This is a genomic window from Rhodopseudomonas sp. BAL398, assembly GCF_033001325.1.
In the GTDB taxonomy this organism is placed as follows: Bacteria; Pseudomonadota; Alphaproteobacteria; order Rhizobiales; family Xanthobacteraceae; genus JARJEH01.
This window is the reverse complement of record NZ_CP133114.1, coordinates 15,564-38,423: the sequence shown is the minus strand read 5'-3', so window position 1 is coordinate 38,423 and position 22,860 is coordinate 15,564. Positions and strand designations below refer to the sequence as shown.

Genomic DNA, 22,860 nt, shown 5'->3' with positions numbered 1-22,860 from the left:
CCCTGTTCTGAATGGGGATTAACGATGACCAACAACGGAGCTCCAGGCAGAAGTGACGGCCAGGACGGAGCGAACGCTCGCGTGAGTCATACGGGCGGTTGGTGCAGGCGATGGCTTCTGGTCCTGGCGCTATCGTCCGGTCCATTGCTTGCGACCGCCGGATGGCAGGTGCTGCAGGCGGAATCGCAGAAGGCCAAGATTGTCGGTCTGGGCGCTACGACGTGCCAACGCTTCAGTGATGACGTCAAAGCGAATCCGGTGCTCCGGAGAGATTACCTCGCTTGGGCACAAGGCTTCATGAGCGGAATCATCCTCAGCAGGCCACCAGGCGTGGACGAGGGGCTCGATCTCGCCCCGGTAACGTTCGATCTTGTCGGCCAATTGCATTTCCTTGAGGACCATTGCGCTCAGAATGCGGCGCTGGATTTTTCCGATGCTGTCGAGGCGCTCTACAAGCGCTTGCGCAAGGAGGGTAGGACATGAGTTCGAACGAGGACGTTCGCAGCAAGTTCCTTAGGGGACGATCGTGAGCGACATTGCGCAGCCCACGAAAATCCGGCTCCGTGTCGAGGGTATGGACTGCGCCTCCTGCGCCACGAAGATCGAGAACGCCCTGCAACGGCTGCCCGGCGTCCAGGACGTGGTCGTCTCGGTCCCCGCAGGTACCGTGATCGTCAGCCATGACGGCAGCGAAGCCGACGATGGCATATGTCAGCGCGTTTCGGATCTGGGTTATCGCGTCGCGCAAGTCGACGCGGCGGGAAGCAGCAATCATCGCCAGCAGCAAGCCAATGACGAAGCGTCCTCCCCCGAGGACGGTCACTCCCACCTTCATGAGCACACCTCCAGCGGCGGGGCGTGGTGGCGGACCCGCAAGGGCATCCTGACGATCGCTTCCGGAATGGCATTGGCAGTGGCCTACGTGCTTGGTAAGGCCGTACCGACGACGGAGCATTGGGCATTCCTGCTCGCCATGCTGGTTGGTCTGGTTCCAATTGCGCGTCGCGCGGTCTCCGCCGCGCGTGTCGGCACGCCGTTCTCGATCGAGATGCTGATGTCGGTTGCCGCGATCGGTGCGGTCGTGATCGGTGCAACCGAAGAGGCCGCCACGGTGGTCTTCTTGTTCCTGATCGGCGAACTGCTCGAAGGCGTCGCCGCCAGCCGTGCCCGGGCCAGCATTCAGGATCTTACCAGACTTGTTCCGAAGACCGCCCGGGTCGAGGAGGATGGGCAGGTACGCGAAGTACAGGCAGAAACTCTTGCCGTCGGGGCGCTGATTCAAGTCCGGCCCGGCGATCGAATCCCCGCCGATGGCATGATCGTTTCCGGACAGAGCGCGATCGACGAAGCGCCCGTGACGGGCGAGAGCACGCCGGTCCGGAAGGGGCCTGATGACACTCTGTTCGCCGGCACCGTCAACGGCGATGGGCTGCTGCGGGTGCGGGTGACCGCCGCTGCGGCGGACAATACCATCGCGCGGGTCGTGCGCCTTGTCGAGGAAGCCCAAGAATCCAAGGCGCCTACCGAACGGTTCATCGACCGATTCTCGCGGTTCTACACGCCGGGTGTGGTCGCAGTGGCAATACTGGTAGCTGTCGTGCCGCCGCTGCTGTTCGGTGGCGTTTGGAGCAACTGGATCTACAAGGGTCTGGCGATCTTGCTGATCGGCTGTCCCTGCGCCCTGGTCATTTCGACGCCTGCGGCGATCGCCGCCAGCCTCTCCGCAGGCGCGCGCCGGGGCCTGTTACTGAAGGGTGGTGCCGTTCTCGAACAAGTCGGCAAGGTGACGATGGCTTGTTTCGACAAGACCGGCACGTTGACGGCGGGCAAACCCCAAGTCACGGACGTCATCGGGCTCGCGCGCAGCGAGAACGACGTACTCGGTTTTGCCGCCGCGCTCGAGGCCGGATCGAGCCACCCACTAGCTACCGCAATTCTGGCCGAGGCGCACAAGCGCGACATTCCAATTCCGGCGACTTCGGAATCCGAGGCGGTCGGCGGAAAGGGGATTCGCGCAAGGGTCGACGGACTCCACGTCTTTCTTGGATCGCCGTCGGCCGCAGCCGAAATCGTTTCTCTGAAACCCGACGATGAACTTCGCTTCGCAGGACTCACCGACGAAGGCAAGACGGTTTCGGTTCTGGTGATCGGTCAGCTTTTGGCCGGCGCTATAGCGATGCGCGATGAACCGCGTCCGGATGCCGTGAAAGGCCTGAAACTGCTTAACGAGGCGGGCATCAAAACGGTCATGCTGACTGGCGATAACCAGCGGACAGCGGCCGCGGTCGGCAAGCAACTCGGGATCGAGGTTCAGGCCGGGCTTTTGCCGCAGGACAAGCAGCGTATCGTCGCCCAATTCAGGAACGCGGGATGGACGGTGGCCAAGATCGGCGATGGCATCAACGACGCTCCGGCGCTGGCGGCCGCGGACGTCGGCATCGCCATGGGAGGCGGGACCGACGTCGCGCTGGAGACCGCCGACGCGGCGGTGCTTCACGGTCGGGTCTCCGATGTCGCGGCGATGGTCGATCTGTCGAAACGGACCATGGTCAATATCCGCCAAAACATCGCAGTCGCGCTCGGTCTGAAGGCGGTCTTCCTGGTCACCACGATAGTCGGCCTGACAGGGTTGTGGCCGGCCATCCTTGCCGACACTGGCGCGACGGTGCTGGTCACGCTCAACGCGCTGCGGCTGCTGGCGCCGCCCGGCGCCGACCAGGCGGATGAAAAGTAACCCCCCAAAACATTGGACTTCAAACCAAGGAGAATTCCATGGGCTTCGACCAGTATCACGAACCGCCGGACGAACTGTCGCAGGACATCCGGACTTTTGCGCGGATGATCACCTCGCTGATCGAGGAGGCGGAAGCGATCAGTTGGTACGAACAGCGGATGTCCGTCGAAAAGGACAAGGTGGCCAAGGCAATCATGGCGAATGCGCAGAAGGAGGAATTCAAGCACTTCGGCATGAACCTGGAATTCCTGTTACGCAAGAAGAAGGCATGGCGAACCGAGCTTGAGGGGATCCTCTTCAGGGACGGCGACATCGTCGCACTTGCGGAGAAAGCGGAGAAGAAGGCCGATTGAAGGGAGGGAGGGCGTCGCGGAGGAGCGCCGACGGAAGAGGCGGAGTAGGGTGGTCAAGGCGGGCACGATCTCGTTCGGCGGGGCGACGATACCCTGCGTCGTGCGCAATCTCAGCACGGTTGGCGCGCTGCTCATTGTCGAAAGTCCGCTCGGCATTCCGAGACGCTTCACGCTACTGGTCCGCCTCGGACTCGTTTGCGAAGGAGTGTCGCGTGATCTGGATCACGGTGTCTCTTTCTGAGCAGCCGAACGACGGCGGTGTGAGGCATCGCGCGTCGGAACCTGAATGACCGCGACCGCGACCGACCGCTTTCGGCGCGGCTGAGCGCAAGGAGGACACAGATGCACAGGATCCGTAAGAAATGGGTGCGATCGGCGACAACAGGGCTGATTTTCCTGCTTGCCGCACTAATCGATATTCATGCTGTGGCTGCAGCGCGCGGCAGCTCCGCGTCGGAAAACCCCTTGGCTGCCGAACACATCGATGCCCTGCCGCCCGATCTCCACCGTGTGGTCGTCAACCGTGCGCGCGCCTGCGGCAATAAGGCGGCGGCCGCGCACTATTTCTCGGTTTCAATCGAAGCCGAAGGCTTCCGCTTCGTCTCGTTGCATTTCGAGGACTTCGCGTGCGCGAACCGCGCCGCCGTCTGCATCGCCGATCGCTGTCTCCACGAGGTGTACCTGGAATCGCACGGGCGGCACCGCCTCGTCTTCACCACGCACGCCCGTGATCTGAAACTCACCAACGATGGCGCTGCTGGAATCGAGGTGACTGATGGCACATCGATACGAGTTTTTCGCTGGAATGGATGGCGGTTTGTGTCCGTCCGTACGATCAAGAATGGTTGGTAACGCGTGACATCGTCGATCATTGGACATCTCCATTTTGGAGGTGCGGACCTTAGCTTCCGCAAGAAGTTCCGCCTGTTCTTCACGGTCGCGGCGGTCGTGCTGCTGCTCGGCGGCATCAAGGCCGCCGTGCACTTTTTCGGCTTCGAGTTTCTCGAACTCAACAGGTTGCTGACGAGCGGCATCGGCGGCGCCATCTTCATCATCGGATTTCTGTTGTCGAGCATTCTTGCCGACTACAAGGAAGCGGAACGCATCCCGGCGGACATCCGCACGTCCATTGAAGCCATCGACGGCGATCTGGAATCGTTTGCCGTTATCAACAAGGACTTCGATTTGATTGCGAGCCGCCGCGTCCTGATCGACACGATCGATAAACTGCGGACCGGTCTTGGCCACGCCAGCGATCACAAGGATATTCCACCGGTTCTTGAGGAGATCGGCAAGTTGACGCCGATTTTCGGACACCTGGAGGGAATGGGGATGGCGGCCAACTTCGTCGTCCGCCTCCGCTCAACGCAGGATGTGATCCGCAGAGCCGTGCTCCGAATCTACCAGATTCAGCGCGTGGAGTTCGTGCCATCGGTCCACGTTCTGGTGCAGACGCTGGTCGCCGCTATTGTCATGATGATGCTCTTTCTCAAGACCGAGGGCGATCCGGCATCGGCAATCATGTTTGGCTTCATTTCCTACATGTTCGTCTACGCGCTGTACCTCGTCCGTCTTCTCGAGCAGCCATTCGCCAAAGGACACGATTCAGTTGATGACGTCAGTTTCTTTCTGCTGGACGAACTCGAAGTAAAATTGCGCGGATCGATCGGCGAAAGCGCTTCGAATCCAATGCTTAAACCGGAGAACTGACGATGCATGGTGGAGGTCCCGCCGGGACGGCGGCCGCGCGACACGCAGGCCGACTTGCATGGGCGCTTGCCCTGACGGCGACATACATGTTTGCCGAAATTGCTGGCGGCCTGATCACGGGCAGCCTGGCGCTCCTGGCTGACGCCGCACACATGCTGACCGACGTCGGCGGACTGGCGCTGGCGCTGCTCGCGATCCGCTTTGCCGCCCGAGAGGCCACACCACAGCGGACCTTCGGCTACCTCCGTATGGAGGTGCTTTCCGCGCTGACGAATGCCGTCGTGCTGCTGCTGCTTACGGTCTACATTCTCTATGAAGCATACCAGCGTTTCCTCGCCCCGCCGGACATCCTGAGCGGACCAATGTTGATCGTGGCGTGCGTCGGTCTGATCGTGAATTTGGTCAGTATGTGGCTGCTGGCGGGCGGTTCGTCGGAGAGCCTGAATGTCAAGGGCGCCTATTTCGAGGTGCTGAGCGACATGCTGGGGTCCATCGGCGTCATCATCGCCGCGCTGCTCATGATGTGGAAAGGATGGGTGCTGGCCGATCCTATCATCGGCGCGGGCATCGGGCTGTTCATCGTGCCGCGGACGTGGATCCTACTCAAACAGGTCACGCACATCCTTATGGAAGGCACGCCTCCGGACGTCGATCTCGGTCTTCTCGAGCGCCAACTATCGACCATCGAAGGTGTGAAGACGGTCCACGATCTCCACGTCTGGACGATTACGTCCGGCTTCGACGCCATGAGCTGCCACCTGGTGGTTAACGACATGTCGGTCGCCAGTACGATTCTGCAGGAAGCCCGCCGCCGCATGAAGGACGGTTTCAAGATCGACCATGTCACAATTCAGATCGAGGACGAGGCGTTACGCAACGAGGAAGGCGTGCTGCATGTCTAAGCACGAACAACCATGAGCATGTCGGACATCGCGAAGGTCCGGATGATTGCGCGGGGCGGTAATCCATGCGCTGGCCGGCTTCGAGGACGTTTGTGATCGGCGCAACGGCGCGACTTCCTTCGGGCTTTAAAAAATAAGCGCGAGCGCGCTTATTTTAGCGCTGGGCGTCATCGGAGAACCGCGCGCGCGATGACCGAGAACCGGGTTCGGCGTCGTTCGCCCGTCAACACGCCACTGTCGGACCCATTTGATCGCACTGCTGGCGCTTACCGAAAATACCTTTGGCAACGCAGATGCACGCGGAATGGCTGGTCTTTCGGACCGGCAGAGTGTTGCGATGAGGCGTCTATGGCGGAGTAACCCTATGGGCGCGGTCCGTTGGTGCACGAAATGAGGTTACTGGCGGCGAACTATCATCTCACTGCGACAATCGTTCGCGACGCGCTTCGGCGAGGGCCTTCGCACACCCGTCCATATCACCTTTGGCGTTAGCCATACGCGCGCGTTGCAGCGCCGCGCGATCGTGGCGCTCATCGACTCCCGCCTTCTCCTTGCCTCGCCTGACCGAATTTGGAGTCGGTTGATGGTGTAGGTTTGCGGCATGCGATTGATGAGCAGAACCGCTCCCCTGATTTGAAGCCAACGCGTCCATGGCCGTCTCCACTTGCGCGATGTCGGATGCACACGGGCCAGCGAGGACCGTCTGGCTTGGAAAAATCGACGTACCGAAGAAACAGACTGCGGCGATCGCCTGGACTCGGTGGATCGGTTTTTTCAACAATCAATCCTCCTGCCAAATTAGAGCTGCAGTGGAAGTTACAAGATGTCACGGACGCTAGCTGACGAAAACGCCGCCCTTTCGTCCGGTTTGAACTGCCTTCGCACGCGGAGAAGAGCAGCGGTTCTTCATGCAGCGGCTGTGAAAGTGCGACAACAACCGCAAGATCTTCTGACGCCGATCCTATGATCGCTAGAACCTCGAACGGTCTCCGTCGCCCCCGTCCTACAAGGACGGAAACTGCCGGGATACGTTGCAGCACGCAATTTGCTACCGCACTCGAACGATGTCCATAGTAGTTTAAGCCGTCCGACGAAAACACAAAATTTACGTTGGTTCCGGAATAATGCCATTAGCACGCGAAAGTCTCTGCCGTCTTTGTGAAATTGGTATAGAATCTCTTTTGCGGGTGTAGCTCGAGGGTTGAGCAACAGTTTCCAAACTGGAGGCGTGGGTTCGATTCCCTCCATCCGCTCCAAATTTTCGATGTTCGTGAGCCGATTGTTAATGTCAATTTTGCTTTTAGGCTCTGACCTGCGGGAGGCCGGAAGCAAGATAAATCGATCAGGCATACAAGTCGCAATCGCACCGGTGCTTGTAGCAGAAATCGCGGCGCCTGAGGCCATCGCATAAATTGGGCTTATCGTGGTTTAGGTGGCAAGTCTTCTGAGTAATTCCTAAAAGGAAATTGGTGCGACCAGAATTTCAGCGAAATTGTCGTGCTAAAGTTTAGGAGTTATAGCTGAGATAATCCAAGCATGAGCCGTCAAGTCTGACATCAACTGGAGCCGACTACTCAATCGACTCTACAATTATGAGGAGAAGATCGAGGTCTTCCTGCGCGGCGTCGTCGATGGGCAATATTCGTTCGTCGATTGAGCGAAAAGTACGCCATGTTTGCCAGGCTGTGTTGAAACCCCGCCGCGACGAACAGCGACACGGCAAGGAACACGGGGACGAACCTGTCGATGATCGTCCGCCCATGGTGGCGAAGAACGCTGCCAACCCACGAGCCAGTTTGCGAGCATCCCGGACAGGACGGTTTGGATCCATCCATTGATACCGCTGGTTTCGCGATATGCCATTTCAGACTGGTTCCCAAAACAAGTTGACATCCAGATGCATCTGGAGCGGATCAGGGCCCGGAATAAGAACTCTTGAGGTTGGATCATCCTCGAACTCAGCGGGCGCTCAATCACAGCCCCGCTGAGTTCGAACAGCGCTTTCAGTCCGACACCTCACAAGTTCACAGTCTTCAATCGTAGCGCATTGCCCACGACGCTGACTGAAGATAGCGCCATCGCCGCTGCAGCGATGATGGGTGACAGCAGCAATCCGAACGTCGGATAGAGCACACCGGCCGCGATCGGAATGCCGGCAGCGTTATAGATGAACGCGAAGAACAGGTTCTGCCGGATGTTGCTCATCGTCGCTTCGGAGAGACGGCGGGCACGAACGATTCCCATCAAGTCGCCCTTGAGAAGAGTGACTCCCGCGCTTTCCATCGCGACGTCGGTCCCGGTGCCCATCGCGATTCCAACGTCCGAGGTCGCCAAGGCAGGGGCGTCGTTGACGCCATCTCCGGCCATTGCAACGATCCGCCCCGCCTTCTGCAACTTGCTGACGACGGCGCTCTTCTGGTCCGGAAGCACTTCTGCCTCCACATCGGAGATGCCGAGCCGTTTCGCGACCGCATTTGCCGTGGTTCTATTGTCGCCGGTCAGCATAATGACCTTGATGCCTTCTGCCGCCAGCGCCTTCAAGGCGTCAGGCGTCGATTGCTTCACTGGATCGGCGATTGCAAAGAGTCCCACCAACTTTCCATCGAGTGCGATATTGATAACGGTTGCACCTTCACCGCGCAGGTTTTCGGCTTGTGGCTCCAACGTTTGTGTCTGGACACCTAACGATTTCAGATAGGCCGCATTGCCCAGCAGGATAGTCTTGCCTTCGACCTTTCCGGTCACGCCTTTGCCCGTCGGCGAATCGAATTCCTCCACGTTCGCCAGTGTCAGATCGCGCTCTTTGGCTGCGCGAACGATGGCGTCCGCCAGCGGATGTTCGCTCGATCGCTCGACGCTTGCCGCGAGACGCAGCAGGTCGTCCTCCAGAAAATCTGGAGAAGTTTCGATGGAAACGACCTTGGGCTTGCCTTCGGTCAAGGTGCCTGTCTTGTCGACCACGAGCGTGTCGACCTTTTCCATGCGTTCGAGCGCTTCGGCGTTCTTGATCAGGACGCCGACCTGTGCGCCGCGTCCGACGCCGACCATGATCGACATCGGGGTGGCCAGGCCGAGGGCGCACGGACAGGCGATAATCAGCACGCTGACAGCCGCCACGAGACCGAACGCCAGACGAGGCTCAGGGCCGATCATGGCCCAGACCACGAAGGCGACGAGCGCGGCCACGATCACCGCAGGCACGAACCAGCCCGCGACTTGATCGGCGAGACGCTGGATCGGCGCCCGCGACCGCTGCGCCTGCGCGACCATCTGTACGATTTGCGACAACACCGTATCGCGACCGACCTTCTCGGCCTGCATCACGAAGCTTCCAGATTGATTGAGGGTCCCGGCGATCACCTTGGCACCAGCATCCTTGGTGATGGGCATGGATTCTCCGGTCACCAGGGATTCATCGATCGATGAACGCCCCTCCAGAATGACGCCGTCGACCGGGACTTTTTCGCCGGGACGGACGCGCAATCTGTCGCCGACGTTGAGACCATCGAGCGGGACTTCATGGTCGGTGCCATCCTCCGCAACGAGGCGCGCCGTCTTCGGGGCGAGGTCGAGCAGGGCCTTGATCGCGCCCGACGTCGCCTCGCGGGCACGCAATTCGAGGACCTGCCCCAGCAGAACCAGAACGGTGATCACTGCCGCCGCTTCAAAATAGACGGCAACGGCACCATCGTGTCCGCGGAAAGCGGGAGGGAAGACATGCGCGGCGACGGTGGCGACGAGGCTGTAGACGTAAGCCACACCGGTCCCCATCGCGATCAAGGTGAACATATTGAGGTTGCGGGTCAGCAGCGATTGCCAGCCGCGCACGAAAAAAGGCCAGCCCGCCCAGATTACGACTGGGGTCGCAAAGACTAGCTGAATCCAGTTCGACAGGGTCTGGTCGACCCAGCCGTGGCCACCGACCAGGTGTCCGCCCATCTCGAGAACGACGGCGGGCAACGCGAGCACGAGACCGATCCAGAACCGCCGGGTCATGTCCGCCAGTTCGGGATTGGGTGGCGCATCCAGTGTCGCCACATCCGGCTCGAGCGCCATTCCGCAGATGGGACAGCTGCCGGGTCCTATCTGCCTGATCTCCGGATGCATCGGGCATGTGTAAACGGTGCCTTCCGGAACGGTCGCCTTCATCGCCGAGGCCTGCGACTTGTCGAGGTACTGCTCCGGGGCCGTGGCGAACTTGGTGCGGCAGCCAGCCGAACAAAAGTGGTGGGTGCGGTCGTGGTAATCGAACCGGTGCTTGCTCGTCGCCGGATCGACGGTCATCCCGCAGACCGGATCCACGACCTTTCCATCTCCGGAGACGGGATGATGGTGGTGCTCATGAGCACGGTGACCATGGTCACCGTGACCGCCGCCGCAACATGCCGCCTTGGTTTCGTCGGGACCCGGGGCTGCCATCGCCTTCGAGGAGCAGCCGCATTCGCCTGTGGAATTTGCCTTTTCCGGACCGCTCATCTAAATCTCCTGCGTGGCTTGCAACCCATACCCTGTAGGGGTATATAGAGCGAATGCGAAAAGACATCAAGACGTCCTGCCAAAAACGCCTGAGCCGGATCGAGGGACAGGTGCGCGGCCTTGCCAAGATGGTCGAAGAGGACCGCTATTGCATCGATATCGTAACGCAGATCTCGGCCGTTCGTGCCGCGTTGCGGCGCGTCGAAGAGGAGGTCCTGAAGGATCATGTCTCGCACTGTGTCGAACACGCGATCGCGAGCGGCGACAAGGCGGATCAGCGCCGCAAGATCGCGGAATTGATGGCGGTGGTCGGACGTGCGGAACGATGATCGTCTCGTCAGGTCAGGTTCCATCTTGGCGGCCCGAGATTTCGCAGTTATGATTCCGAATCCGAGCACGGCAAATTGAAAGTATTGACGCGTTTATGTTAACCGGACTCACCAGAACGCAGCGGCAGAGGACAGGGTGGCTGGTTGCCTTGGCTTATCTGTTTTGCGTGCTGGCCCCGACGCTTTCTTTCGCGTTGCCGGGCGGTCATGCGACGCCCTATTGCCTGACCGACGAAGATCACGTACCCGGCATGGTCCATGTGCACGACGAAGGCATGGCGCACGTCCACAAGGATGGGCATGCCCATCATCATTCCGGCGTCCAGACCCAGGCTGATTCATCCGCGGACCATGATGCGAAACCCGCCGCGTTGAAGAGCGATTCCGGCCCGGCAAAGGCGCCGCATTCGGTGGACGGCAAGTGCTGTGGCCTGATGTGCGTCACGGCGCTTCCTGCCACGCTCGTTGGCGTTGCCAAACCGTCGGCACCGAAGGCCGTCCGGGTGTCCGATAATTATCGGAAACTGACGGACAACGCGCCCCCGCAGCGCTATCGCCCCCCCATTTCCTGACCTGACCAAGCATGACGCGGTGTTGCGCCCGTTCGGGGGCACGCGCACCTGTGGTCCATCGTCAGTTCAGGAAAGTCTTATGTCAGCGCAAATTGGGGCGACTGCCGCCGCCGTTGGTTCGGTGGTGCGCGGAATATTCGGAATCAGATTCGGGACATTCGCAGGGGTGGCTGTTGCGGCCCTGATCTTGGGCGGCTGCGCGGTACCGCTGGCGCCGCTCGTCGGCGCGGACCCCGCCGATCCCGGGGCAAAGGTCGCGGGCGTCGGCTACCGGTCGACCATCGCCCCTTACGCCAGCCTCCGTCCGACGACACCCTCCGGCTGGAAGCAGCAGAACCAGAGCGTCACGCCGTCACCCAAATCCGGGCATGAGCATTAGGAGCACGTCATGAAAATCATCAATGGCGTGCCGTTCCATCAGAGCCTCCGCCGCCATCGGTCGGCGTTGGCGCTAACCGTGTCCCTTCTTCTTTCCGGTTGTGCGACGTTCTCGCCGGATCGTGGAATGGGCGTCGTGTCCGATATCGCTGGCCAGACGATCAAGAAGGACGTGGTCGCGATCCGCTCCGTGGACGAAGCCCAGCAGGCCGACGATGCTGTCAAGCGGCTGCTGCGCCGAGCGCTCAATGTCGATACCGCCGTCCAGGTCGCGTTGCTCAACAATCGCGGCTTGCAGGCCGCGTACAACGAATTGGCGTTGGCGGAAACCGACCTCGTCCAGGAAAGCCTTCCGCCCAATCCGACATTCTCGATTTCGCGAATATCGGGCGGCGGCGCCGTCGAAATCGAACGTCAGGTGGTCGGGGACATTCTTGCGTTGGCGACGCTGCCGTTCCGTTCCGAGATCGCCAAGAGGCGATTCCACCAGGCGCAATTGCGGGCAGCATTGGAGACCTTGAGGCTCGCGTCCGATGTGCGGCGATCCTACTACCGCGCCGTCGGCGCTAACGAGATGGTCGGCCTTCTCACAGATGCCAAGTCCACGGCGGAGGCGACCGCCAAGCTGGCCTCAAAACTGGGTGAAACCGGTTCGCTCAACAAGCTCGATCAGGCCCGCGAGCAGGTCTTCTACGCGGAGACGACAGCCGATCTCGCTTCGGCACGTCAGGAGGCGACCAGTTCGCGTGAACGTCTCGCACGACTGATGGGGCTTTGGGACGGCGAACTTACGTTCCGCCTGCCCAAGACGCTTCCGCCATTGCCACGACGTCCTTCCGCTCTGCCGTCGATCGAAGTGGATGCAGTGACGCACCGGATCGACCTGCAGATCGCACGCATCGAACTGGATGCGCTGGCGAAATCGCTCAATCTCACGGAAGCGAGTCGTTTCGTCACGCTGCTCGATGTTGCAGGAATCGCGAAGACCACCAGGGATCCCGATGGCTCCCGGTTCCGTGAACGCGGCTTCGACATCCAGTTCCAGATCCCCATCTTCGATGGCGGCGAAGTCCGGGTGCGACAAGCGAGCGAGGCCTACAATCAGGCCTTCAATCGCCTGACCGAGAAGGCGATCAACGTGCGCTCGGAAGCACGAGACGCGTACCGGACGTATCGATCGAGCTACGAGATCGCCCGGCAGTATGAGCGCGAGGTGCTGCCGCTCCGGAAGATCATCACCGAAGAAATGCAGCTGCGCTTCTCGAGCATGCAGGTCGATGTGTTCGCGCTGCTGACGGAAGCGCGCCAGCGCATCGCGTCGCTGCGGGCCGGAATCGATGCCAAGCGCAGCTTCTGGCTCGCCCAATCTGATCTGCAGACCGCCGTCAACGGCGGCGGCTCGGGAGAAACACAAATAGAGTCCCGTCCGACGACCACCGCCCAGGCTGGCGGCGGCGGCGGTCATTGATGGAGGCCAACATGCTATCGCGAAGAGGATTTCTGGGAACGGCGGCGCTGGTCGGCGCCAGCGCCGTCAGCGGCCGCGTGCAGGCGGCCAACATTCCGGAAGCGCCGATCATGGACAAGGTGACGATGCAGCCGCCGCTGCATCCGACCAGCGGTCCGGATTACCGTCCGGTCGTCACGCTCAACGGCTGGTCGCTTCCCTGGCGAATGAACGGCGACTGGAAGGAGTTTCATCTCGTCGCTGAACCTGTCGTCCGCGAATTCGCGCCCGGCATGAAAGCCAACCTCTGGGGCTACAACGGTCAGGCACCGGGGCCGACGATCGAGGCGGTCGAGGGCGACAAGGTCCGCATCTTCGTCACCAACAAATTGCCGGAACACACGACCGTGCATTGGCACGGCATGATCGTGCCGAACGGCATGGACGGCGTCGGCGGACTCAATCAGCCGCATATCAAGCCCGGCAAGACCTTCGTCTACGAGTTCGAGATGAAGAACAGCGGGACGTTCATGTACCACCCGCACTCCGACGAAATGGTCCAGATGGCGATGGGCATGATGGGGATGTTCATCGTGCATCCGCGCGACCCGTCCTTCCGCCCGGTCGATCGCGACTTCGTCTTTATCATGAGCACCTACGACATCGATCCCGGCACCTACCTGCCGAAGGTCAACGAGATGACCGACTTCAACATGTGGACATTCAACAGCCGGGTGTTTCCGGGCATCGACCCGCTGCCGGTGCGGCTCGGCGACAAGGTACGAGTGCGGATCGGCAATCTCACCATGACCAACCATCCGATCCACCTGCACGGACACCATTTCGCGGTGACCTGCACGGACGGCGGCTGGGTTCCCGAAAGCGCGCAATGGCCGGAGACGACGACCGACGTACCTGTCGGCGCGGTTCGTGCGTTCGACGTCGTCGCCGACAATCCCGGGGACTGGGCGTTTCACTGCCACAAGTCGCACCACACCATGAACGCCATGGGCCACGACATGCGCAACATGATCGGCGTCTCAAAGAAGGACTTGGCGAAAGCGGTCGGCAAGCTGGCGCCCGACGCTATGGTGATGGGGTCGACGGGCATGGCGATGGGCGAGATGGAGATGCCCGCGCCGGACAACACGCTGCCGATGATGACAGGCTCCGGACAATTCGGGCCGATCGAAATGGGCGGCATGTTCACGGTGATGAAGATCCGCGAAGGCATGGCAAGTGACGACTATCGCGATCCAGGGCCGTACAAGAACCCTGAGCGTACGGTTGCTTACGAGGTCGATGCGACAGGAGCCCCAGTCCCCGCGTCGTCAAAACCGAAGGCGATGCCTGACGACATGAAGGGCATGAAAGGAATGAACATGAAGGGAATGAATGGCATGAAGGGGATGTAGTTGGCTGCGATCTCTCCACGCTGAGCGGGTAGGATCGGAAAGTCCGACCGCAGGCGGCACCAACACGTACTCTCGAACATCAATTATAGCTGCGTCCGAAGCATGACGCATGGAGACCTATCGATGAAGCGAATAATACTCGGGGCCAGCCTTTTCGGCTTGATGGTACTGTTCGGAGGCGGTGCATTCATCGTCTCTGGAGCTTACGAAATTGGCGCTGATGTTCCGCATTGGAATATTACCAGCAAAGTGCTGGAAGCCGCACGCGATCGGGCGATCGCGGTTCGCGCACGCGATATCAAGGTGCCCGATTTGGCCGACGAACAATTGATTCTGAAGGGAGCGGGGCAGTACGCCGCGATGTGCGTGGGCTGCCATCTTGCGCCCGGCAAAAGCGATTCGGAGATCCGGCCCGGCCTGTATCCGCAGCCGCCCAATCTCTCGCAAACGAAGCTCGATCCAAGGACCGTCTTTTGGGTGACGAAGCACGGCTTGAAGATGACGGCGATGCCCGCATGGGGATTAGGTCATGATGACGATACGATCTGGAGCATCGTTGCTTTTGTCCAAAAATTGCCGGGTATGTCGCCGCAGGACTACAAGGACATCGTTGCCAAGGCGCCGCCCGACGAAGAAATGGGGTCTATGGATCAAGGTGGCGGCGGCAATCAACATCAACACGGTAGCGAACCACATCAGCACGGCACAAAGCCTGAGCCCTCAAAAGGTGTAGGACAACAGCCATGATCAATTATCCGTATCACTTGCACGGCCACCACTTCGCGGTGACACGGACGGCGGCTGGGTGCTGGGATCGCGACGATGGATGTTCCTATCGAGCCGCTTTCAACATCGCCGACAATCCCGGCGGCTGGGCGTTCGCCTACCGCGAGCCGGCGGTTCGCTTCACTCCGACCGTGCCGATCATTCCCGCTTCGCGATGACCGAGAGTCGGATAGGAATGTTCGAACAAGCCGCGCGATATTTGTCATGCAGGGTGATGTTGTGAACGAACGCCAGATCGACTGCGTGCCGGACGACGGATGGCACGCGGCGATGGGGACGTTCGCCGACGTCCACTACGAGCAGACGGCAATCTACGGCTCCGGACAACGGGGCGAACGATCGAGCCATATTCTGCTGCGGCGCGAGAGCACTCCCGTCGCAGGTGCCCGGATCGGATTGTATCTCGTGCCTTATCTCGGCCGCGGCATGGCGCTCGTGCGCTTCGCGCCGTTCTGGCGCCCCTTTGACGTTGCTCCCGACCCGGAGCACTACCGGACTGTGGTGGGAGCGTTGGTGGACGAATATTGTCGGCGGCGAAAGCTTTACCTCGTCCTCCGTCCGCGTCCCCATCCGGACTTCTATCCGATCGAAGCGCAAATTCTGACCGAAATGGGTCTCACGGACTCCAAGTCATCGATGCTTGACCGCTACTTCGTCGATGCGTCGCTCGACGAGGCGGAGCAGCAGAAAAGCCTGGATCAGCGATGGCGCTACAATCTCCGCAAGGGTCTTGCGCACGGCCTTGACGTTCGTATCGGTGACGCTCCGGCCGACATCAAGACCTTCCAGGACGTCTATGCCGAGATGGTTCGGCGCAAGAACCTGAACTATCCGGGCGTCGATCTGCCCGCATCCATTCCGGACCTGATGCGGCTTCCGGAACGAATGAAGATGCGCATTGCCTTGGCGTATCACGATGGAAAGCCGATCGGCGGCATCGCATTCAGCGTCGTGGGTGATCTCGCCTATTACGTCTTCGGTGCGACCAGCGACGAGGCGACCGCACTGAACGCCGGATACGTCCTGCAATGGCACGTCATGCGCTGGCTGCGGGAAAACACGAAGGTGCGCTGGTACGAACTCGGCGGTCCCGGTGATCCGGGAATCCGGCAATTCAAAAAGGGACTCGCGGGCAAACGAGGCGTTCTGCTTGCCGTCCGTGAATTTCACTACTGCCCCGATGTGACCGCGCGCGTGGTCGTGGGAGGACTGTTCGCCCTCCGTGACGCACGTAACAGGATCCAGCGCTGGCAGCGTGAAAGAAGGCCTTCCGAGGGAAGGCGAAGTAACTGAAGAGGAGTGAAAATGAAAACACGCAACTTCATCGCGGGAATTGTCGCGATCTCTTTCGCTTTGTCGTCAGCCGCTGTAATGGCGCAGGCCGACATGGCCAAGGGCGAAGTCAAGAAGATCGACGAGTCCGCCGGCAAGATCACCTTGAAGCACGGGCCGATTAAGAACCTCGACATGGACGAGGACGGCATGACGATGGTGTTCCGCGTTCAGGACCCGGCGATGCTCAAACAGGTCAAGGTCGGCGACAAGGTGCAATTCCAGGCCGAACGGGCAACGGCTGGCATCACCGTCACCAAGATCGAGAAGCAGAAATAGCACCCGGCTTTTCGACGCCGTCGGCCTCAGGTTCGGCGGCGTCGAATGCGGCGGAGCAGGAGTTTTAGGATGGAGGGATCGTTGCGTCGTAACAATGGGGCCGATGCAGAGTTTTTCTACGACCGCCAGAGCGGCAACCTAAGTGGGGCAAGCCTGGTCGACCAAATGGCGGTCTACGCACTGCAGATCGGCTCCGTCGTTACGCGGCCGTTCGGTCACCGCGGTTACGGATGGGGGTGCGACGTGGTTTCCAGCGCCGTCGCGCAACGCGACATCGTCGTTGGATTGAATGCAGATGCAAGATTTGCGATTCCGTTTTGTGATCGATACTGGAGCCGAATCCTCAACGATCGGTACGACTACGAAGAAGAGATCGAGGTGTTTCTGAAGAGCGTCGCCGACATCAGGTACACCTTCGTCGATTGCGGGGCCAATTTCGGCTATTGGTCGGTTCTCGCATCGAGCGAACCGTTCGGCCGCCAGACCGTCCTGGCGATCGAAGCCTCACCCGATAACGCCGCGCGGCTCGCATTGAACGCCGGATTGAACGGCAACCGGTATCGCTGCGTGAACGCGGCCATCGGTGGCAACACAGGCGGGTTCGTGCGTGTCGCGGGACGACGACACGAGGCATTTTCGACTTATGCGGTTGCGGATGACGATCACGGAGCGGTGAGACGCATCTCGCTCGACGGCCTACTCGGCGGCGCCCTCGATGCACAGGCGCCGACGGTCATCAAGCTGGATGTCGAAGGGGTTGAGATCGAAGCAATCGAAGGCGCAAAGAACTTGTTGTCCGGAGATTCGCTTTTGATCTGCGAGGATCACGGCTCGGATCGGGCGCACGGTGTTTCGTATCATTTGATGAATGAGGCCGCGTTGAGGCTCTACATCTTCGACCCCGCCGATTGTCGTTTCGTTCGCGTCGAAGGTCCGGCGGTGCTGGATCGCGTGAAGCGATATCGTTGGGTCGGCTACAACGTATTCGCCACGCGAAGCCCGGTTTGGGAAGACCGATTGCAGTCTGCGCAATGGATTCGCCGATGACCGAGGGCGACATGCGGTGCGCACCGAATGCAGGTTCGCCTGGCGGAGGCGCGGTCGAAGGCCATGGAGCACGCAGATCATCATCCTTGGGGCGCGACCTGCGGCTGGATCTGTTCCGCGGACTGGCGAACTGGGCGATCTTCCTTGATCACATTCCGAACAATACGGTGGCATGGGTGACCACGCGAAACTACGGCTTCAGCGATGCCGCGGACGTTTTCGTGTTCATTTCCGGTTACACCGCGGCGTTCATCTACGCACGCAGGATGGCCGCGCAGGGATATCTCGCGGGGACGGCCTTGCTGATCCGCCGGGTGTGGCAGCTGTATGTGGCGCATGTCCTATTGTTCGTGTTCTACGCCGCAGCCATCGGGTACGTGGCGCAGGACTACGGACATTCCCACTTGCTGGATGAGTTCAACGTGGCCGGGCTGATAGAGCGGCCGGTGGCGACGCTCACACACGGCCTCCTTCTCCAGTTCAAGCCGCTTAATCTGGACGTCCTGCCTTTATATATCGTGCTGATGGCGGGCTTTGCCCCGTTGCTGATGCTGATGATGCGGACTCCGAATACGGCGCTGGCTGCCGCAATCGCGGTCTATTTGCTGGCCCGCCATTTCGGCTGGAATTTTCCGGCCTATCCCGCGGGCGGCTGGTACTTCAATCCATTCACATGGCAGCTTCCGTTCACGATGGGAGCATGGGCGGCGTTGGGCGGCGCCGCCCGGGCGCAAGCGTTGGCTCGGACCCGAACAGTCCTGATCGCGAGCATTGCATTCGTGGTTTTCGCATTCGTCGTAACAGTTGGTGCTCGCCTTGATGTATCGACGTTGTCACCCCTGTTCGATGTTCTCAGTGAGAAAACCAATCTTGCACCCTACAGGATTGTTCATTTTCTGGCGCTTGCGGTGATCGTGGTTCACCTCGTTCCGCGAGACTGGAACGGCCTTCGTTCGAGCCTGGTTCGTCCGATCATCGTATGTGGTCAGAGGTCGCTGGAGGTTTTCTGCATCGGGATTTTTCTGTCGTTCGTCGGACATTTCATTCTGGAGATGTATTCGGACCGTATGCTTACCCAGATCGGGGTGAGCGTCGGCGGACTTCTGCTGATGACGGCCGTCGCGCTCTATCGGACCTGGTCCCGAACGCTTGATGTCCGCGCACCCAAACTATCGGTAACGCCCGCCGCAATCGGGCCCAAAGGAGGGAATGAATGACGAACCAAAGGACTTTCGCGTTTTGCGGCGCAGGCGACATAGCTGCGAAGAACGATACGACGTCTCGGACGTTTAAAGGACAACCGGTAACCAGCCTACGGTCGATGCGAATCAATACGCGCAGCGACTGGGCTTAAGCGAGGTCTCTATGATTGCGCTTCCTTATGATTATTTCCTGATCGCATGGTTCGTCATCGCGGTTGCCTCCGCCGCGTACGTCGCCTTCGACCAGTTCAACGGCAATCCTGAGCCGACGGTGATGAAGTGGGGCTTCATCCTCGTCACGCTCTACATGGGACCGTTCGGTCTGCTACTTTACGTGCTGGCGGACAAAGAGCCGCATCCCGGCGAGCATGAGCGGTTCACCTCTCCGCTGTGGAAGCAGGGGATTGGAAGCACCATCCATTGCGTCGCCGGCGATGCCACTGGGATCATCCTCGCGGCCACAATAACGGCGCTCCTGGGCCTTCCGATGTGGATCGACCTGATTGTCGAGTACGTTGCCGGGTTCACGTTCGGCCTCTTCATCTTCCAGTCCCTGTTCATGAAGAAGATGATGGGCGGAACGTACTGGGAGAACGTGCGCAAGAGCTTCATGCCCGAGTTCATCAGCATGAACGCCATGATGGCGGGAATGGCGCCGACGATGAGCCTGCTGATGATGGGCCGTGACATGCGCGCCATGGACCCGCTCGAACTGGTCTTCTGGGGCGTGATGTCGCTCGGCGTCATGGTCGGGTTTGCGACGGCGTACCCGTTCAACGTCTGGATGGTGAAGAAGAAGATCAAACATGGTCTGATGACCGTGCGGGCAGAGGGCGGGGCGTCGCAGCCGCGTCAGGAAGCATATGGGAAACAGAGCGAAGCCGGACACCATGGCGGAATGCAGCATGGGGGCGGTCACCGGATGGGCAGCGAGGCCACGGTCCCGCAGTTGGTCGCGTTGGCCGGGGTAACTTCGTTTCTTCTGATCTCCGGAATGGTGGTGCCGGGATTTTCTGTGAACCTGGGTCTGAGCGTCCGCGACGTAGACGGCGCCATCATGCCTCCGGGCATGATCAACACCTTCGATCTTCCGGGCGAGGCGATGAAGGACATGGCGGCGGTCAAGCCAAGGCAGGTCGTCTATAAGGCGCCGCCCGATGCCAAGGGCGACCGCGTGCTCGAACCGCGCGTCGAGAACGGGGTCAAGGTATTCGATATCGAAGCTTCCATCATCCAATGGAACATTCTGCCGGACGTTGCGGTCGAAGCCTACGCCTACAACCGCCAGGTGCCCGGACCGCGGTTGCAGTTGACCGAGGGCGATCACGTCCGCATCAATTTCCACAACGCGCTTCCGGAAACCACGACCGTTCATTGGCACGGGCTGATCGTCCCGAACGAGATGGATGGTCCGGCGAAGATCACCCAGAAACCGGTGCCGCCCGGCGGATCCTACACCTACGAATTCACGGTCGGGCAAAGCGGCACGTATTTCTATCACAGCCACGACCATCCGGATCGCCAGCAGGCGCTGGGACTCTACGGCGCGTTGCTGATCGCGCCCAAGGACCCCGGTGCCGAAGTCAAAGCCGACCTCGATTACACGATCCAGCTGCAGGAATGGCTCAAACGCGAGTGGTTGACCTATCCGGCCATGCTGATGGAGGGAGCGTTCCCGAACTATTTCACCATTAACGGCAAGGCCTATCCCTCGACCGATACCGTTGCCATGAAGGTCGGTCAAACCATCAAGTTGCGATTCATCGGCACCAACAATAATTTCGTGCATCCTATGCATGTTCACGGCGGACCGTTCGAGGTCGTTGCCGTCGATGGCGTAACCCTGAACGAAGGTGCCAGATATCAGGCGGACACCGTCAATGTCGGACCCGGCCAGCGTTATGACGTTATCTGGACAGCGCGCAAACCCGGCAAATGGCTGGTGCATTGCCACATCCCGCATCACACGGCGAACAACAATGTCGAGCAGCAGGGCGGCGGAGGCCTGATGCTCGTTCTCGACGTGAAATGAGCTTCCGCTTCACCGCAAACAGGAAAACAAATGTCGAAGGCTTCAACGATCGCCATTGCATTGATCGCAGCAATCTTTTCAGGCGGAGCAGCCGTTGCTCATCCGCAACTCGAGACCTCCGAACCCGCCGCTGGCGCGACGACGTCGTCGCCCAAGCAGATCAGGATCACCTTCAATGAAGTGGTGATACCGAAATTCTCCGGAATCGAAATCAAGGACAAAGCGGGCCGAACGATTGCGACCGGGAAATCCCAGGCAGACCCGGCCGACAAGAAGCGGCTGGTGGTCCCGGTGAAGGAGGAATTGTCTCCCGGCGAGTACAAGGTCGATTGGCACGCCGTCTCGGACGACACCCATCGCGTCAAGGGCACCTATTCGTTCAGCGTGACCCGCTGATGATCGAAGCCGGACTCATCATCGCGCGGTTCTTGCACTATCTGGCGACAACGGCCCTCGCGGGGCTGTCGTTGTTTCCGCTCTATGCCTACGCGGGAGCCGAACCGGGCGTCTTGGGCCGCTGGCGGCAACGCTGGATTTTGTGGATCGCCGTTGCAGCACTGTTCAGCGGCCTATGCTGGTTTGCGTTTGCGGCCGCGAATATGAGCGGCAGCATGGCTGATCTCCTCGATGCGGAGACGCTGTGGGCGGTCGTCCACGACACGGGTTTTGGTACTGTTTGGACTCTGCGCATGCTCCTTGCGACCCTCATGGTTGGCGTGGCGGCCCGGGGTCTCCGTTCGAAGGGGACGGCGTATCATCAGAATTGGATGATGCCACTCCTGGCCGCAATCCTTTTGGCATCGTTGGCGGGGACGGGTCACGCCCAGATTGAGGAAGGCTGGGCTGGCGTCATGCACATTGTTGCCGATGCCGTACATCTTCTTGCCGCCGGAGTCTGGCTCGGCGGCCTCATTCCATTGGCGTTGATCCTGCATCGCTACCTCGGAACGGACCTGAACGTCGGACCGAAGGACATGGATCGAATTCTGATGCGGTTCTCCGGCATGGGATATCTTGCAGTCGCCGCGTTGATCGGGTCCGGCTTCGTCAATAGCTGGTTTCTGGTCGGATCGCTGTCCGGATTGCTGAACACGCCGTACGGCCAAATCCTTCTCGGGAAGCTTGCCCTGTTCGGTGGAATGCTCGCGCTTGCGATTGCGAACCGATTCTGGCTCGTTCCGTCGATGGGCAGGATTCGAAAGGATGCGGCCGAGGGATTGACGAGGTCGTCCGCCAGGCTGCGCAACCACGTGCTTGGAGAGCAGTTCTTGGGATGGATGGTTCTCCTGGCGGTCAGCATTCTCGGCACGATGCAGCCGGCCGCCGGGTAGTGACAATGGGATTATGTAAAGGATGATCCGCTTGGAAGGAGGCTCAAGATGAACACAGGTAACTTATCGCGGCGGAGCGCACTGGGAATTGTCGCGGTGGCATTGATCGCTCCGGCGGTTTCCGACGCTGCACAGAGCACCATTATCCGTGTTCACAAGGATCCGAGTTGCGGTTGCTGCTCAGGCTGGGTGCGGCATCTGGAATCTGCGGGGTTCAGCGTCGCGGTTCAAGAAGAGAGAAACCTTCAGGGCATCCGAAAGCACTTGAGCGTCCCGACCGATCTCGCCGCATGCCATACGGCCGAGGCGGGCGGGTACGTCATCGAGGGACATGTTCCGGCGGCGGCTATTCAGCGCCTATTGAAAGAGCGCCCCGTTGCGACAGGCGTGGCGGTCCCGGGAATGCCAGTGGGGTCGCCCGGTATGGAGGGCGGCACGCCCGAACGATATGCCGTTGTTCTGTTCGGGCCGGGCGGTCGACGCGCGTACATGGAATTCGAAGGCGTGCGTCCCGTTGGGTGAAGTGGTGCGAGCA

At 60.3% G+C, this 22,860-nt stretch carries 23 protein-coding genes; 21 read left to right on the top strand and 2 right to left on the bottom strand.

Annotation, left to right across the window (positions count from 1 at the left end; genetic code table 11):
* The first annotated feature begins 24 nt into the window (after positions 1 to 24).
* The 6 genes from RBJ75_RS28620 to RBJ75_RS28595 all read left to right on the top strand — a co-directional run bounded on the left by RBJ75_RS28620 (position 25) and on the right by RBJ75_RS28595 (position 5,699).
* A complete protein-coding gene (locus tag RBJ75_RS28620; RefSeq protein WP_234707365.1) occupies positions 25 to 483 on the top strand; it encodes a hypothetical protein in 459 nt (152 codons plus the stop codon).
* A gap of 91 nt (positions 484 to 574) precedes the next feature.
* A complete protein-coding gene (locus RBJ75_RS28615; RefSeq protein ID WP_044408986.1) occupies positions 575 to 2,734 on the top strand; it encodes a heavy metal translocating P-type ATPase in 2,160 nt (719 codons plus the stop codon).
* 38 nt (positions 2,735 to 2,772) lie between these two features.
* Positions 2,773 to 3,087, top strand: a complete 315-nt coding sequence (locus tag RBJ75_RS28610) for a hypothetical protein (protein ID WP_044408989.1) — start codon at positions 2,773 to 2,775, stop codon at positions 3,085 to 3,087.
* 342 nt (positions 3,088 to 3,429) lie between these two features.
* Complete coding sequence (locus RBJ75_RS28605) at positions 3,430 to 3,939, top strand: hypothetical protein (protein WP_234707366.1); 510 nt, start codon at positions 3,430 to 3,432, stop codon at positions 3,937 to 3,939.
* Between the two features lie 3 nt (positions 3,940 to 3,942).
* A complete protein-coding gene (locus RBJ75_RS28600) occupies positions 3,943 to 4,797 on the top strand; it encodes a hypothetical protein (protein ID WP_044408996.1) in 855 nt (284 codons plus the stop codon).
* A gap of 2 nt (positions 4,798 to 4,799) precedes the next feature.
* Positions 4,800 to 5,699: a cation diffusion facilitator family transporter gene (locus RBJ75_RS28595; protein ID WP_044408999.1), complete on the top strand. Its 900-nt coding sequence runs from the start codon at positions 4,800 to 4,802 to the stop codon at positions 5,697 to 5,699.
* 418 nt (positions 5,700 to 6,117) lie between these two features.
* On the opposite strand, the gene RBJ75_RS28590 is transcribed toward RBJ75_RS28595, so the two are convergent.
* Together RBJ75_RS28590 and RBJ75_RS28585 are read right to left on the bottom strand one after the other, a co-directional pair.
* Entirely contained in the window at positions 6,118 to 6,477 is a 360-nt protein-coding gene (locus RBJ75_RS28590; RefSeq protein WP_152647665.1) for a hypothetical protein, read from the bottom strand.
* A gap of 1,238 nt (positions 6,478 to 7,715) precedes the next feature.
* Positions 7,716 to 10,175, bottom strand: a complete 2,460-nt coding sequence (locus tag RBJ75_RS28585) for a heavy metal translocating P-type ATPase (protein WP_044409002.1) — start codon at positions 10,173 to 10,175, stop codon at positions 7,716 to 7,718.
* Positions 10,176 to 10,228: 53 nt separating this feature from the next.
* Between RBJ75_RS28585 and RBJ75_RS28580 the strand changes: the two genes are divergently transcribed.
* From RBJ75_RS28580 to RBJ75_RS28510, 15 genes are all read left to right on the top strand, one after another.
* The gene (locus RBJ75_RS28580; RefSeq protein ID WP_044409005.1) at positions 10,229 to 10,504 is read left to right on the top strand and encodes a metal-sensitive transcriptional regulator; all 276 of its coding nucleotides are present in this window, start codon (positions 10,229 to 10,231) and stop codon (positions 10,502 to 10,504) included.
* Between the two features lie 95 nt (positions 10,505 to 10,599).
* Positions 10,600 to 11,076 (top strand): hypothetical protein, encoded by a 477-nt coding sequence (locus RBJ75_RS28575; RefSeq protein ID WP_044409008.1) that lies wholly within the window; start codon positions 10,600 to 10,602, stop codon positions 11,074 to 11,076.
* A gap of 79 nt (positions 11,077 to 11,155) precedes the next feature.
* Complete coding sequence (locus RBJ75_RS28570; RefSeq protein WP_044409011.1) at positions 11,156 to 11,455, top strand: hypothetical protein; 300 nt, start codon at positions 11,156 to 11,158, stop codon at positions 11,453 to 11,455.
* 9 nt (positions 11,456 to 11,464) lie between these two features.
* On the top strand, positions 11,465 to 12,922 hold the full coding sequence (locus tag RBJ75_RS28565) for a TolC family protein (RefSeq protein ID WP_044409013.1): 1,458 nt from the start codon (positions 11,465 to 11,467) through the stop codon (positions 12,920 to 12,922).
* A gap of 11 nt (positions 12,923 to 12,933) precedes the next feature.
* A complete protein-coding gene (locus RBJ75_RS28560) occupies positions 12,934 to 14,316 on the top strand; it encodes a multicopper oxidase family protein (RefSeq protein WP_044409015.1) in 1,383 nt (460 codons plus the stop codon).
* A gap of 123 nt (positions 14,317 to 14,439) precedes the next feature.
* Positions 14,440 to 15,063, top strand: a complete 624-nt coding sequence (locus tag RBJ75_RS28555) for a c-type cytochrome (protein ID WP_044409091.1) — start codon at positions 14,440 to 14,442, stop codon at positions 15,061 to 15,063.
* Positions 15,060 to 15,260 (top strand): hypothetical protein, encoded by a 201-nt coding sequence (locus RBJ75_RS28550; RefSeq protein WP_044409018.1) that lies wholly within the window; start codon positions 15,060 to 15,062, stop codon positions 15,258 to 15,260. The genes RBJ75_RS28555 and RBJ75_RS28550 overlap by 4 nt, the downstream gene beginning before the upstream one ends.
* Before the next feature lie 46 nt (positions 15,261 to 15,306).
* On the top strand, positions 15,307 to 16,395 hold the full coding sequence (locus RBJ75_RS28545) for a lipid II:glycine glycyltransferase FemX (RefSeq protein ID WP_044409021.1): 1,089 nt from the start codon (positions 15,307 to 15,309) through the stop codon (positions 16,393 to 16,395).
* A 12-nt stretch (positions 16,396 to 16,407) separates the two neighbouring features.
* Complete coding sequence (locus tag RBJ75_RS28540) at positions 16,408 to 16,713, top strand: copper-binding protein (protein ID WP_044409024.1); 306 nt, start codon at positions 16,408 to 16,410, stop codon at positions 16,711 to 16,713.
* 69 nt (positions 16,714 to 16,782) lie between these two features.
* Positions 16,783 to 17,760, top strand: coding sequence for an FkbM family methyltransferase (locus RBJ75_RS28535; protein WP_044409027.1), 978 nt, complete (start codon positions 16,783 to 16,785; stop codon positions 17,758 to 17,760).
* Positions 17,757 to 18,977, top strand: coding sequence for an OpgC family protein (locus RBJ75_RS28530; RefSeq protein WP_234707368.1), 1,221 nt, complete (start codon positions 17,757 to 17,759; stop codon positions 18,975 to 18,977). Before RBJ75_RS28535 ends, RBJ75_RS28530 begins: the two co-directional genes overlap by 4 nt.
* A gap of 148 nt (positions 18,978 to 19,125) precedes the next feature.
* Positions 19,126 to 20,994, top strand: coding sequence for a DUF4396 domain-containing protein (locus RBJ75_RS28525; protein WP_044409029.1), 1,869 nt, complete (start codon positions 19,126 to 19,128; stop codon positions 20,992 to 20,994).
* A gap of 30 nt (positions 20,995 to 21,024) precedes the next feature.
* Positions 21,025 to 21,390 carry a copper homeostasis periplasmic binding protein CopC gene (copC, locus tag RBJ75_RS28520; protein ID WP_044409032.1) on the top strand — a complete coding sequence of 122 codons (366 nt, stop codon included), beginning with the start codon at positions 21,025 to 21,027 and terminating at the stop codon, positions 21,388 to 21,390.
* Positions 21,390 to 22,325 carry a copper homeostasis membrane protein CopD gene (copD, locus tag RBJ75_RS28515; protein WP_044409035.1) on the top strand — a complete coding sequence of 312 codons (936 nt, stop codon included), beginning with the start codon at positions 21,390 to 21,392 and terminating at the stop codon, positions 22,323 to 22,325. Before copC ends, copD begins: the two co-directional genes overlap by 1 nt.
* Positions 22,326 to 22,373: 48 nt before the next feature.
* The gene (locus RBJ75_RS28510) at positions 22,374 to 22,847 is read left to right on the top strand and encodes a DUF411 domain-containing protein (RefSeq protein ID WP_044409038.1); all 474 of its coding nucleotides are present in this window, start codon (positions 22,374 to 22,376) and stop codon (positions 22,845 to 22,847) included.
* The last annotated feature ends 13 nt before the right edge of the window (positions 22,848 to 22,860 follow it).